Raw genomic sequence first — 12990 nt, 5'->3', positions numbered from 1 at the left:
GTTGTCAAGCACCTTGTCGGCGACGGTTTCGGCTGGGGATCGAGATGAACGATGACGTGATGGCGGCTTCGCCGTTCGATGCGCTGAGCAGGCAGAACCTGAGCGAGAGCGCCTACCGGCAGATCCGCAATGCGCTGGCCCAGAGCCGGCTCAAATCCGGGCAGAAACTCGTCCTGCGCAGCCTCGCCGAGCAGCTCGGCATCAGCGCCACGCCGGTGCGCGAGGCGCTGCTTCGCCTGGGCTCGGAGGGCATCGTCCGGTTTGACAGCCGCGGCACCGCCTTCGTTCCGGAAATGACGCTGCAGCGCTATCTGGAGATTCGCGACCTGCGCCTCTGGCTGGAGGGACAGGCGGGCCTGCGCGCCGTCGACACGGTGAACGCGGCCGATATCGAGCGGCTCGCGGCCATTCACGAGCGCATGGCGGCGGCGGAGAAGAACCAGGATTCGGCGCTCGCCCTCGAGATGAACGGGCAGTTCCACCTGCATCTGTGCATGCTCGCGCAGATGCCGATGCTGCTCCAGTTCGTCGAGAACCTCTGGGTCCAGTGCGGCCCCGCCATGGGCGTGCTCTACGAGGTCTCGCCGCCGCGCGACCCCGAGGGACACCAGCATCTGGCGGTGCTGCGCGGCCTCGCGCAGCGGGATGGCGAGGCCGTCCGCAAGGCGATCGAACGCGACATCGTCGTCGGCGGCCAGAGGCTCGTCTCGCTGCTGAGCCAATCGAAAGCCTGAGCGCTCCAACCGCGACGCGGGATAAGCCAAATATCCGGCGTGGCGTCGGCTGACGCAAAATAACAACAATGACCACGACGATGTGGTCTATGCTTCGCGCCTCTGCCGCATGCGAGGAGGTCGCCATGCGTTTTCTTGCAAGGGTCCTGGTCATTACGGGACTGCTGCTGGCGTCGCTGGGGGCCGGGCTCGCCGAGCCTTTGGCCTCCTGGAACGACGGGCCCGCCAAGCAGACCATCCAATCCTTCGTGCAGCGCGTCACCGACGCCAAGGGCAAGGACTTCGTCCCGCCCGAGCAACGCATCGCCGTATTCGACAATGACGGCACGCTGTGGGTCGAGCAGCCCATGTACACCCAGCTCGCCTTCGCGCTGGACCGGATCAAGGCGCTCGCCCCTGATCATCCGGAATGGCAGTCAAACCCCAGGCTGAAGGCGGCGATCGACGGCGACATGAAGGCCCTCGCGGCCACCGGCGAGAAGGGGCTCGTCGAGCTTATGATGGTGACGCATGCCGGCATGACGCCCGACGATTTTCAGAGCATCGTCTCGGATTGGCTGGCCAAGGCCGAGCATCCGCGCTTCAAGAAGCACTACACGGACCTCGTCTACCAGCCGATGCTGGAGCTGCTCGGCTATCTCCGCGACAACGGCTTCACCACCTACATCGTCTCGGGCGGCGGCATCGAGTTCATGCGGCCCTGGACCGATAAGGCCTATGGCGTTCTACCGGCGCAGGTGGTCGGCTCCAGCATCAAGACGAAATTCGAGATGGTGGACGGCAAGCCGGTGCTGATGCGCCTGCCGGAGGTCAATTTCGTCGATGACGGCCCCGGCAAGCCGATCGGCATCAACCAGCACATCGGCCAGCGTCCGATCGCGGCCTTCGGCAATTCGGACGGCGACCTCGAGATGCTGCAATGGACGACGGCCGGCGACGGCGCGCGCCTCGGCATGATCGTCCACCACACGGACGCCGAGCGCGAATATGCCTATGACCGCGATTCCACCTTCGGTCGTCTGGACAAGGCGATGGACATGGCCCCGGCGCAGGGGTGGGTGCTCATCGACATGAAGAACGACTGGAAACAGATCTTTCCAGCCGCGCAGTGAGGCCGCCAGTCGGTCTCGATACTTTCACCACGAAAGGAGCGGCCAATGGGTCTCCAAGTCCATAAATCGCTGCCAATTGTCACCGCGGCGGCGTTGCTGACGCTCGCGGGTGGCGCCCATGCCGAGGATAAAGCACCGACGACGAAGCCCAACATCCTGCTGATCGTCTCCGACGATACAGGATGGGGCGATCTCGGCCCCTATCTCGGCGGCAAGCGGCGCGGCATGCCGACACCCAATCTCGACGATCTGGCCGCCAGCGGCATGACCTTCACCAATTTCTATGGCCAGCCGAGCTGCACGCCCGGCCGCGCCGCGATCCAGACCGGCCGCATTCCGAACCGCTCCGGCATGACAACTGTTGCCTTTCAGGGCCAGGGCGGCGGCTTGCCGCATGCGGAATGGACGCTCGCCTCGGTGCTGAAGGAGGGCGGCTACAAGACCTACTTCACCGGCAAGTGGCACCTCGGCGAATCGGACTATGCGCTGCCGAATGCCCAAGGCTACGACGTGATGAAATATGCGTTCCTGTATCACCTGAACGCCTACACCTATGCCGACCCGAAATGGTTCCCGGAGATGAGCCCGGAGCTCAGGGCCATGTTCCAGAAGGTGACCAAGGGCGCGCTCTCGGGCAATGCGGGCGAGCCTGCGAAGCAGGACTTTGCCGTCAACGGCGAATATGTCGACACGCCCGAAAAGGGCGTGGTCGGCATTCCCTTCCTCGACAAATATGTCGAGCAGGCAGCCGAGGGATTCCTCGAGGACGCCGCCAAGTCGCCCGGCACGCCGTTCTTCATCAACGTCAACTTCATGAAGAACCACCAGCCGAATCTGCCCGCGCCGGAATTCGAGGGCAAGTCGATCTCCAAATCGAAATATGCCGATTCCGTCGTCGAGCTCGACACGCGCATCGGCAACGTCCTCAAGAAGCTCGACGAGCTCGGCCTGAAGGACAACACGCTGGTGTTCTACACGGTCGACAATGGCGCTTGGCAGGACGTCTATCCGGATTCCGGCTATACGCCGTTCCGCGGCACCAAGGGCACAGTCCGCGAAGGCGGCAACCTTGTCCCGTCGCTCGCGCGCTGGCCGGGCAAGGTGCCGGCGAACACCAAGAGCGACGACATCATGGGCGGCCTCGACCTGATGGCCTCCTTCGCCTCGATCGCGGGCGTTCCGCTTCCGACCAAGGACCGCGACGGCCAGCCCATGGTCTTCGACAGCTATGACGTCACCCCGGTCTGGTTCGGCAAGGGCGCCGACCCACGTCACGAATGGTTCTATTTCACCGAGAACGAGCTGACCCCCGGCGCCGTGCGGGTCGACAATTTCAAATACGTCTTCAACTTGCGCGGCGATGACGGCGCCCAGACCGGCGGTCTCGCGGTCGATACGAATCTCGGCTGGAAGGGGCAGGAGAAATACGTCGCCACCATCCCGCAAGTGTTCGACCTGCTCGCCGACCCGCAGGAGCGCTACGACATCTTCATGAACAACTTCACGGAGCACACCTGGGCCGTGGTTCCGGCCAATGACGCCATTTCGCGGCTGATGAAGACCTATGTCGACTATCCGCCGCGCAAGGTTCAGAGCGAGGCCTATTCCGGCCCGATCACCCTGTCCGGCTATGAGCGCTTCCGCAGCGTTCAGGACCAGCTCAAGGATCAGGGCTTCTCGATCGGCCTGCCAACCGGCAATTGAACGCCCGACGCTTCGGCCGGCTTATGACAGACAAAGGCAGCGGCGAAACCCTCGCCGCTGCCTTTCTTTGCACCGGTCGCAACGGGAAACGGCCCGCCCTTCACGTCGCGAACTTCCTCGCGCCCGCGACGCAGCCGACCACGCCGAGGGTCGCCACGAGCATGGCGAGGCTGACCCGCTCGCCGAGGAGCGCGGCGGCGAGGGCGAGCCCGAAGAAGGGCTGCAGCAATTGGAGCTGCCCCACGGCGGCGATGCCGCCGTGCGCGAGGCCGCGATACCAGAACATGAAACCGATCAGCATGCTGAACAGCGAGACATAGGCTAGGCCCATCCAGGCGCCGCCGGCAATGCCGGCGAAGGAGACCGGCCGCGTGAGGATGGCGAGCGACAGCATGACCGGCAGCGCCAGCACGAGCGCCCAGCAGATGACCTGCCAGCCGCCGAGCGCGCGCGAAAGGCGGCCACCTTCGGCATAGCCGAGGCCGCAGACGACGATCGCCGTGAGCATCAAGCCATCGCCGACGGGCGCTGCCGCCACGCCTTCGCGCAGCGCGAAGGCGACGACGAGCGCGCTCCCCAGCGCCGACATCAGCCAGAAGGCCGGCCGCGGCCGCTCGCCGGCACGGAGCACGCCGAAGATCGCCGTCGAGAGCGGCAGCAGGCCGATAAACACCAGCGAATGCGCCGAGGAGACGTGCTGGAGCGCCAGCGCCGTCAGCAGGGGAAAGCCGACCACGACGCCGAGGGCGACGATGAGGAGCGACACCAACTCGCGTCCCGACGGCCGACGTTGACGCAGCAGCACCAGCAGCGCGAGGCCGAGCAGCCCGGCGATCGCGGCGCGCGCGGCCGTCAGGAACAGCGGATCGAAGCCGAGCACGGCGGCACGCGTGGCGGGGAGCGAGCCCGAGAAGATCACCATTCCGATGAAGCCGCTGATCCAGCCGCTCGCCGCCTTGTCCATGACACGCTCCGGGGTCGTTTCGCCTGTCATGGCCGCGAACGGATCGACGATCCAGAGGCGATCCGGTACGATTTCGTCAAACTGTTATGCCTGATCGAGCAGTACGGATGGACGATACACTCAAAGCAAGGCCACACGGGACGCGGATCGAGGCGGTGATGGGGACGATCCGGTCCGGAATCGCCGCGCGCAGCCTGTCGCCGGGCATGCGCCTCGCCTCGGTTCGCGCGCAGGCCAAGACGATGCAGGTCTCCGTCTCGACCGTGGTCGAAGCCTATGAGCGGCTGGCGGCGGAGGGCGTCATCCATGCCCGGCCGGGGTCCGGCTATTACGTGTCCGGCCCGGCCGCACCGCTCTCCCTCGCGACGCTCGGGCCGAGGGTCGAGCGCGAGGTCGATCCGCTCTGGATCTCGCGCCAGGCGCTGGAGGCCGACGACGCGACCCTGAAGCCGGGCTGCGGCTGGCTGCCGGCCTCATGGATGCCAGTGACCGGGATGCGCCGCGCGCTGCGCGGGCTCGCACGCGGCGACGAGGCCGTCCTCATGGACTATGCCAGCCCGCTCGGCCTGCCGGCGCTCCGCTCCGTGCTCAGCCGGCGCATCGCGGCGAACGGCATCCAGGCCGGGCCCGACCAGATCATGCTCACCGAATCCGGCACGCAGGCGATCGACCTGATCTGCCGCTTCCTGCTCGAGCCGGGCGACACGGTCCTCGTCGACGATCCCTGCTATTTCAACTTCCATGCGCTGCTGAAGGCGCACCGGGTCAAGGTCGTCGGCGTGCCCTATACGCCGCACGGGCCCGACACCGAGGCCTTCGGCGCCGCGCTCCTCGCCCATGCGCCGCGGCTCTACATCACCAATTCCGCGATCCACAATCCGACCGGCGCGGTGCTGTCGCCGGTGATCGCGCATCGCCTGCTGAAACTCGCCGACCGGTCCGAACTGGTGATCGTCGAGGACGACATCTTCGCCGATTTCGAGACGGCGCCGGCGCCGCGGCTCGCCGCCTTCGACGGGCTGGCGCGCGTCATCCATATCGGCAGCTTCTCGAAGACGCTCTCGGCCTCGGTGCGCTGCGGCTATATCGCAGCGCGGCCCGACTGGATCGAGAGCCTCGCCGATCTCAAGCTCGCCACGAGCTTCGGCGGCGGGCGCCTCGCCGCGGAATTGCTGCACGCGGCGCTGACCGATGGCGGCTATCGCAAGCACATGGAGGCGACGCGCGCCCGTCTCGCCGCCGCGATGGAGCGGACCGCCGCGCGGCTCGAACGGCTCGGCGTCACGCCCTGGCTGATGCCGCAGGCCGGCATGTTCCTGTGGTGCCGGCTTCCCGAAGGCGTCGACGCGGCGCTCGTGGCGCGCCGCTGCCTCGACGAAGGCGTCGTGCTCGCGCCGGGCAACGCCTTCAGCCAGTCGCAGACCGCGAGCGGGTTCCTGCGCTTCAACGTCGCGCAATCGGCGGAGGAGAAGATCTTCGCGGCACTCGGCCGCGCGATTGACGGTGCGGTGCGACAGCGCGACTGACCGCTACGCCGCAGGGACAGGCGCGGCGGGGTCGATCAGGCCGGCCGCCTTCAGATCGGTCCACAGGGCCGGCGGAATCGCCTCACCGAGATAGGCGAGATTCTGCTGGAGTTCGCCGACCGATCGCGCGCCCGGAATGACGCTGGCGACGAGGGGATGGCCGAGCGGGAATTGCAGCGCCGCCGCCGCCAGCGACACGCCATGCGCCGCGCAGATCCCCTCGATGCGGCGGACGCGTGCGAGGACCGCCTCGGGCGCCGGCCGCGTGTTGAAGGTCGCACCCGGGACGGCGCCGCTGGCGAGAATGCCGGAATTATAGGGACCGCCGATGACGATCCGCGTGCCGCGCTGCTCGCAGAGCGGAAACAGCGTTGCCAGCGGCTCCTGCTCCAGCAGCGTGTAGCGTCCGGCGAGCAGGAAATAATCGAAATCGCCGGCCACGACGAAGTCGGACAGCATCTGCCACTGGTTGATGCCGACGCCGATCGCCTTGATCACGCCCTGCGTGCGCAGATCGTCCAGAACGGGATAGGCCCCGTCCATGGCCTCGCGAAAGCGGCTGCTTGCATAGGGATCTTCGCCGGGCCCGAAATGAATCGCTTCGTCCGGATCATGGATCGAGACCATGTCGACATAGTCGGTACCGAGGCGCTCCAAGGTCCCCTCGAGCGAGCGCATGGCGGCATCGCGCGAATAGTCGAACTCGGCGCGGAACGCCCCCGGCTGCGCCCAGAGCGCGGGCTGCATCTCGTCCGGGGAAATCGGTACGAGATCATATCCCACCTTGGAGGAGATCACGATTTCGGACCGCGGCAGGTCGCGGATCCCCAGCCCCAGGCGCGTCTCGCTGACGCCGAAACCATAGACGGGCGCCGTATCGAAATAGCGGATCCCGCTCGCATAGGCCGCGTGCACGGTCTGGATCGCCACATCCGTATCGACCGCGCGGTACATATTGCCGAGCCCCGTACCGCCGAGCCCCATGGTCGTCACCGACAGCCCGCCCTTCGCGACCGGCCTCGTTTCGATCTGCGCCATCCATCCCTCTCCGCCCAAAGATCATCCTGACGGGACAGGATCGCGCGTCACCTCCGGCCGATCCCGCATCCCGGGCAGCATTGACACATAAGTTGTCATATTACAATGTAACCGCATAACTCGATGGCACCGGACGGCCGACCATCCGCTACCGTCCGGTGCGCGAAAGGCCCCTCCATCCGGCCACGCGACGAACCACGCCGGCGATCCGCATCGATCGCCGCCGCACAGCCAATATCGCCCGCCCGCGCGCCGACCGGGCCCATGCACGGAGTCTTCGCCTTGAGCTTCTCGCCCACCGAACTCGCGACCACACTCGCCCAGGGCCTGCTGTCCTTTCCGCTCACGTTCTTTGGCGCTGACGGCGCCTTCAACGAGGACGGCTATCGCGCCCATGTCGCGGCGCAGGCGCGGGGCGGCGTTTCCGGCCTGTTCGCGGCCGGCGGTACGGGGGAGTTCTTCTCGCTCACGCTCGGCGAATTCGGACGCGTGGTGCGGGCCGCCGCACAGGAGACGCCTGCCGACCTGCCGCTCCTGGCCGGCGTCGGCTATGGCACGGAAATGGCGATCGAATTCGCCAAGGCCGCCGAGGCCAATGGTGCCGAGGGATTGTTGGTGCTACCGCCCTATCTGGTCAGATCCGAGCAGGAAGGGCTGCGCCGGCACCTGACGGCGATCTGCCGTTCGGTCGGTATCGGGGTGATCGCCTATAATCGCGACAATGCGGTCCTCGCCCCCGAGACGCTGGCCGCCCTCGCGGATGACTGCCCGAACCTGATCGGCCTCAAGGACGGCGTCGGCGATATCGAGCTATTGACGGCGCTGCGCCAGCGCATGGGCGACCGGCTGATCTTCATCGGCGGCATGCCGACCGCCGAGGTGCACGCCAGCGCGGCCGCCGCGATCGGCATGACCACCTATTCCTCTGCGATCTACAATTTCGCGCCCGAGTTCGCGCTGCGCTTCTTCGCGGCGCTGCGTGCCGGGCGATCGGAGGAAACGGGGCAACTCCTCCGCAGCTTCTTCCTGCCCTATCTCGCCATACGCAACCGGCGGGCGGGCTATGCCGTCTCGATCGTGAAGGCCGGTGCCCGGATCGCGGGGCTCGACTGCGGCCCCGTGCGCCTGCCGCTTCTCGACCTGACGACGGACGAGGAGCACCAGCTCGCATCCCTCATGCAGGCCAACGGCATGCCCGTTGCGGCGCCGGCTTGAGGCCGGGAGCACCGGTTGAGCGGACAGGACGCGATGCTAGGCACCCTCCCCGACGCCCACCATGCGGCGGTAGCGCTCGCGACCGGCCTCGAGATGCTCGCGCAAGGTGAAGCGGGCAGCCTCCGGGTTCTGCCGCTCGATCGCCGCCAGGATTCGGCGGTGCTCGATCTGGACCTGCTCCAGATAACGCCGCCGCTGGTCGGCGGTTTCGCCGCGCGGGCGAACCGATTGCCGCGGGATGATCACCGGACCCAGAAAGTGCATGAACCGTTCGAAATAGGGATTGCCCGTCGCCGAGGCGATGGCGCGGTGAAAGGCGAAATCGGGCTCCACGGCGCTGTCCTCCGCCGCGATGGACGCGTCGATCGCCGCGAGGCTGTCGCGCATGCGGGCGAGATCGTCATCGGTTCGCCGCTCGGCCGCCAGCCCCGCTGCCTCGACTTCCACCGCGAGACGGAGCTGGAGCACATGCTGGACCTCGGCCAGCGTGCGCAATTCGTCGGAGATGATCCGGAACGAGGCGCTGGCCTCATGATCCGCGACGAAGACGCCCGAGCCCTGACGGCTGACGACCAGGCCCTCGGAACGCAGCGACGCCATGGCCTCCCGGATCACGGTGCGGCTGACGCCGAACTGCGCGATCAGTTCCTGCTCGGTCGGCAGCTTCTCGCCGCTCGTGAGATGGCCGGCACGAATCTCGCGGGCGAACCAGTCCGCGACCTGCGCCGTGCGGCTGAGTTGGGGCGGCAATGTGCCGAGGGGTCGTTTCATCACGCCCAAGGCATAACTCAAACATCGCTGTTCGCAACCTGCGAATCATCGGGTGATACGATGAAAATGGCTCCCGTCGTCGCTGACGGGACTCCGCCAGTGCCACAGCGCGCAATCCCCTCGCATTAGGAAGGTGCTGAATTGTCCCTCTCCGACCGACCCGTCCTGCTGACGGGCGCCTGCGGCACGATCGGGCGCATGCTTGCCGAGCGTCTCTCTGCTCTGGGCTGGCAATTGCGCCTCACCGACCTGATCGATCTTCCCATCCCCCTGCCGCGCGGCGCGTGCTTCGAGCGCGCCGATCTCGAGGACGCCGCCGCTATAGGCCGGCTCGCCGAGGGTTGCGGCCTGATCCTGCATTTCGGCGGCATCTCGACGGAGCAGCCTTTCGAGACCGTGCTCGGGCCCAATCTGCGCGGCCTCTACCACATCTATGAGTCGGCCCGGCGCGAGCGCGCCCGTGTCGTCTTCCCCTCCTCCGTCCATGCCGTCGGCCTTTATGACCGCACGGACATCCTCGACCAGGACTGCCCGCTCCGGCCTGACGGCTATTACGGTCTCTCCAAGGCGTATGGCGAGATGCTGGCGCGGCTCTATTGGGACAAGCATGCGGTCGAGAGCGTGCTGATCCGCATCGGCTCCGTCCTGACCGAGCCGATCGACGAGCGCAGCCTCTCGACCTGGATCTCGCATGACGACTTCGTCCGCCTGATGGAACGCTGCGCGGCGGCCGAACGAACCGGCTGCTCCGTGATCTGGGGCGCCTCGGACAATGCGCGCAGCTTCTGGCGTCGCGACGCGCGCGACACGATCGGCTGGACGCCGCTGGACAGTTCCGACAGCCATGCCGAGCGGGTTCGCGGCCTCGTGACCGACGATCCGGTGATCGAGCGCTACCAGGGCGGCAAGTTCGTCGTGGTCGACTATAGCCGCCCGGACTTCCCGCCCCGCGCGATGTTCGAGGACGATTGAGCGGCGCCCGCCGCATCAGGAGTGACCGGCGGCGGCGCTCTTGATCAGGTCGGCCGCCTTCTCGGCGATCATGACCGTCGCTGCATTCGTGTTCGACGAAATGAGCCTCGGCATGATCGAGCTGTCGCAGACGCGCAGCGCGCCGATGCCGCGCACGCGAAGCTGAGGGTCCACGACCGAATCCTCGCCGCCGCCCATGCGGCAGGTCCCGACAGGATGATAGGCCGAGCGCGCATGCTCGCGCGCGAACGCCATCAGCTCCGCCCGGCTGCGTATCCCGGGTCCGGGCAGATGGATGGCGCTGACTAACGGCCTGAAGGCGGGCTGGGACAGGATTTCGCGGCTCATTTGGATGCCGTCCACCGCCCGATCGAGGTCATAGGGCTCGGCGAAGGCGTTGGGATCGATCGCCGGCGCGACCCGGGGATCCGCCGACCGCAGCGTGACCGATCCGCGCGAGCGAGGCCGCACATGGTAGGAATTCAGCGTGCAGCCATGGCCGCCCGGCACCCCGCCAATACCCTCCTCCAGGCCCGCGCCGGGGAGGAAATGGAACTGCATGTCGGGCGTCGCCTCGCTGCGGTCGCTCCACCAGAACCCGCCGGCCTCCACGATATTCGACGCGACGGGACCTTTGCCGAACAGGACATATTCGAGCCCGGCGACGGCCTGCCAGCGCCGCTTCTTGTAGCGGTCGATGCCGTGTGAGCCCGAAAGCTGGGCCAGGACGTCGACATCCATATGATCCTGCAGATTCTGCCCAACGGCCGCCGCGTCGCGCACGACCGCAATGCCGAGCGCGGCAAGCTGATCGGCAGGTCCAATTCCCGACAGCATCAAGAGTTTCGGCGAGCCGATGGCGCCGGACGCCACCACGACCTCGCGTTCCGCACGTAGCGTGACGGGACGGCCGTTCTCGATGATCTCGACGCCGACGGCGCGATCGCCCTCGATGACGATGCGATTGACGAGCACACCCGTGCGAACCGTCAGATTCGGGCGGCGCAGCGCGGGCCGCAGATAGCCGACGGCCGTGCTGCTTCGCCGCCCCCCACGCGTCGTGGCCTGATAGAAGCCCGCACCGGCCTGCTTGCCGCCGTTGAAATCCGCATTGAAGGGCAGGCCGGCCTCCTGCGCCGCGCGCACGAAGACACGCGTCAGGGGATGCGGCACGGTCGACGACACGCCGAGCGGGCCATCATTGCCGTGATGTTCGCCGACAAAGGTATCGTTGCCCTCGGACTTGCGGAAATAGGGCAGCACATCGCGATAGCCCCAGTCAGAGCAGCCTTCGGCGTCGCGCCAGGCGTCGTAATCCTCCGGACACCCCCGCGTGAAGACCTGCGCATTGATCGATGAGCCCCCGCCGAGGACCCGTGCCTGCGGATAGACCATTTTGCGGCCGGAAATCTCGCGGCCGGGCTCGGTCTCATAGCCCCAGATCAGGGGGCCGGCAGTCATCTTGAAGAAGCCGACCGGCAGATGGATGTACATGTTCGTGTCGCGCGGGCCGGCCTCGAGCAGCGTGACCGTGACGTCGGGATCCTCGCTCAGGCGCGCAGCCAGCACGCATCCGGCCGACCCGCCGCCGACCACGACATAATCCGACATCTCACCTCCCCGATCGCGCAACGGCACGAAATCCGGCGGCCAGCGCCGCTCTTTCGGCAGCACATTCGCAAGGCACTTGCTCAAGGTCAAGACAATGCATATGGTGATCTCCTTGAAGGGTTGTCGTACAATTAAACACGCTCGACCCCTTCGAATCTGAGACGCCGGGAGAAGAGGCGGCGTCTCGACTCGGCCTATTCAACGGGAGGAATACGCATGGCTGACAGGAGCAATGCGCGCTTCGGCGCGATGAATCGCAGGTCGTTCCTCGGAACGGTCGCGGCGGGCGTCGGCGTCGCCGCGCTGCCGAAAATGTCGTTCGCCGCAGACAAGCCGACGCTGGTGACGTCCATCCGCTCGCTTTCCAACCCCTATCACGCGGTCTGGAAGTCGGGCGCCGAAGCCTTCGCCAAGTCGGTCGGCATCGATCACGTCACGCTGGTCTCCGAAGGCAACAGCGAGAAGGGCATCGCGGACATCAAGGCCATGCTCGCCAAGACGGGCGGCAACATGGTGCTGAACTCCGATCCGAACGACACGCCGGACGCGCGCCCGATCGTCGAGGCCTGCGCCAAGGCCGGCGCCTATGTCGTCACGCAGTGGAACAAGCCGAAAGACCTGCATCCCCAGGACTTCAACCCCTATTACGTATGCCACATCGAGTTCGACGGCGTCGCCAGCGGCAAGCAGATCGCGGAGATCCTGTTCAAGTCGATCGGCGGATCCGGCGGCATCATCGCGCTGGGCGGTCAGATCTCGAACACCGCCGCAATCGAGCGGAAGAAGGGACTGGAAGAGGCGCTCGCCGCCAATCCCGATATCAAGCTGCTCGACTTCCAGGTCGCCAACTGGAAATCCTCCGAAGCCTACGACCTCACGGCCAATCTGCTCACGCGGTTCGGCGACCAGGTGAAGGGCGTCTGGGCCGCCAATGACGACATGGGCACCGGCGCGCTCGAGGCGCTGCGCGCCGAAGGCCTCGCCGGCAAGGTTCCGGTCGTCGGCGTCGACGGCATCAAGGCGGCCGTGGATGCGGTGCGCAATGGCGAGTTCGCCGCGACGGTCACCTCCGACCCGTTCTGGCAGGGCGGCATGGGCCTTTCGATCGCGCTGCAGGCGCTGCAGAAGAAGTTCGACCCCGCCACGCAGCCGCCGGATCATCGCGAGTTCTATGGCAAGGCCGTCCTCATCGATAAGGACAATGTGCAGGCCTATTACAAGAACAACATCGAATCCCAGCCGGTCGTCGACTGGAACGACATCTGGGGTCGCGTGACCGGCCCGATCCGGACCTGATACGTCCTCGTTTCCGCAGGACGCATTGTTCCGTCCGCGCCGGCACA

Annotated in this window: 11 protein-coding genes; 7 read left to right on the top strand and 4 right to left on the bottom strand. The window is 66.6% G+C overall.

Annotated elements, in window-relative coordinates; translation table 11 throughout:
* The first annotated feature begins 44 nt into the window (after nucleotides 1–44).
* The 3 genes from GGR25_RS14075 to GGR25_RS14065 all read left to right on the top strand — a co-directional run bounded on the left by GGR25_RS14075 (nucleotide 45) and on the right by GGR25_RS14065 (nucleotide 3550).
* Nucleotides 45–734 carry a GntR family transcriptional regulator gene (locus GGR25_RS14075; RefSeq protein WP_183399398.1) on the top strand — a complete coding sequence of 230 codons (690 nt, stop codon included), beginning with the start codon at nucleotides 45–47 and terminating at the stop codon, nucleotides 732–734.
* Nucleotides 735–859: 125 nt separating this feature from the next.
* On the top strand, nucleotides 860–1846 hold the full coding sequence (locus GGR25_RS14070) for an HAD family hydrolase (RefSeq protein ID WP_183399397.1): 987 nt from the start codon (nucleotides 860–862) through the stop codon (nucleotides 1844–1846).
* 45 nt (nucleotides 1847–1891) lie between these two features.
* Nucleotides 1892–3550 carry an arylsulfatase gene (locus GGR25_RS14065; RefSeq protein WP_183399396.1) on the top strand — a complete coding sequence of 553 codons (1659 nt, stop codon included), beginning with the start codon at nucleotides 1892–1894 and terminating at the stop codon, nucleotides 3548–3550.
* Between the two features lie 100 nt (nucleotides 3551–3650).
* On the opposite strand, the gene GGR25_RS14060 is transcribed toward GGR25_RS14065, so the two are convergent.
* Nucleotides 3651–4514: a DMT family transporter gene (locus GGR25_RS14060; RefSeq protein ID WP_183399395.1), complete on the bottom strand. Its 864-nt coding sequence runs from the start codon at nucleotides 4512–4514 to the stop codon at nucleotides 3651–3653.
* Nucleotides 4515–4621: 107 nt separating this feature from the next.
* Here GGR25_RS14060 and GGR25_RS14055 point away from each other — a divergent pair, with 107 nt between their 5' ends.
* Nucleotides 4622–6040 (top strand): aminotransferase-like domain-containing protein, encoded by a 1419-nt coding sequence (locus GGR25_RS14055; RefSeq protein WP_183399394.1) that lies wholly within the window; start codon nucleotides 4622–4624, stop codon nucleotides 6038–6040.
* A 3-nt stretch (nucleotides 6041–6043) separates the two neighbouring features.
* On the opposite strand, the gene GGR25_RS14050 is transcribed toward GGR25_RS14055, so the two are convergent.
* A complete protein-coding gene (locus tag GGR25_RS14050) occupies nucleotides 6044–7078 on the bottom strand; it encodes an aldo/keto reductase (RefSeq protein WP_183399393.1) in 1035 nt (344 codons plus the stop codon).
* Between the two features lie 282 nt (nucleotides 7079–7360).
* Between GGR25_RS14050 and kdgD the strand changes: the two genes are divergently transcribed.
* Entirely contained in the window at nucleotides 7361–8293 is a 933-nt protein-coding gene (gene kdgD / locus GGR25_RS14045) for a 5-dehydro-4-deoxyglucarate dehydratase (protein ID WP_246409654.1), read from the top strand.
* 36 nt (nucleotides 8294–8329) lie between these two features.
* On the opposite strand, the gene GGR25_RS14040 is transcribed toward kdgD, so the two are convergent.
* Nucleotides 8330–9064 (bottom strand): FadR/GntR family transcriptional regulator, encoded by a 735-nt coding sequence (locus GGR25_RS14040; RefSeq protein ID WP_246409776.1) that lies wholly within the window; start codon nucleotides 9062–9064, stop codon nucleotides 8330–8332.
* 141 nt (nucleotides 9065–9205) lie between these two features.
* Between GGR25_RS14040 and GGR25_RS14035 the strand changes: the two genes are divergently transcribed.
* Nucleotides 9206–10036, top strand: coding sequence for an NAD-dependent epimerase/dehydratase family protein (locus GGR25_RS14035; RefSeq protein WP_183399390.1), 831 nt, complete (start codon nucleotides 9206–9208; stop codon nucleotides 10034–10036).
* Nucleotides 10037–10051: 15 nt separating this feature from the next.
* Here the strand turns inward: GGR25_RS14035 and GGR25_RS14030 are convergent, their stop codons facing one another.
* Nucleotides 10052–11647, bottom strand: a complete 1596-nt coding sequence (locus GGR25_RS14030) for a GMC family oxidoreductase (protein ID WP_183399389.1) — start codon at nucleotides 11645–11647, stop codon at nucleotides 10052–10054.
* 216 nt (nucleotides 11648–11863) lie between these two features.
* Here GGR25_RS14030 and GGR25_RS14025 point away from each other — a divergent pair, with 216 nt between their 5' ends.
* Nucleotides 11864–12943: a sugar ABC transporter substrate-binding protein gene (locus tag GGR25_RS14025; protein WP_183399388.1), complete on the top strand. Its 1080-nt coding sequence runs from the start codon at nucleotides 11864–11866 to the stop codon at nucleotides 12941–12943.
* Nucleotides 12944–12990: the final 47 nt, after the last annotated feature.

Source organism: Kaistia hirudinis, assembly GCF_014196455.1.
GTDB lineage: Bacteria > Pseudomonadota > Alphaproteobacteria > Rhizobiales > Kaistiaceae > Kaistia > Kaistia hirudinis.
Note: the sequence above shows the minus strand (reverse complement) of the source record. Positions and strands in the feature narration are given on the sequence as shown.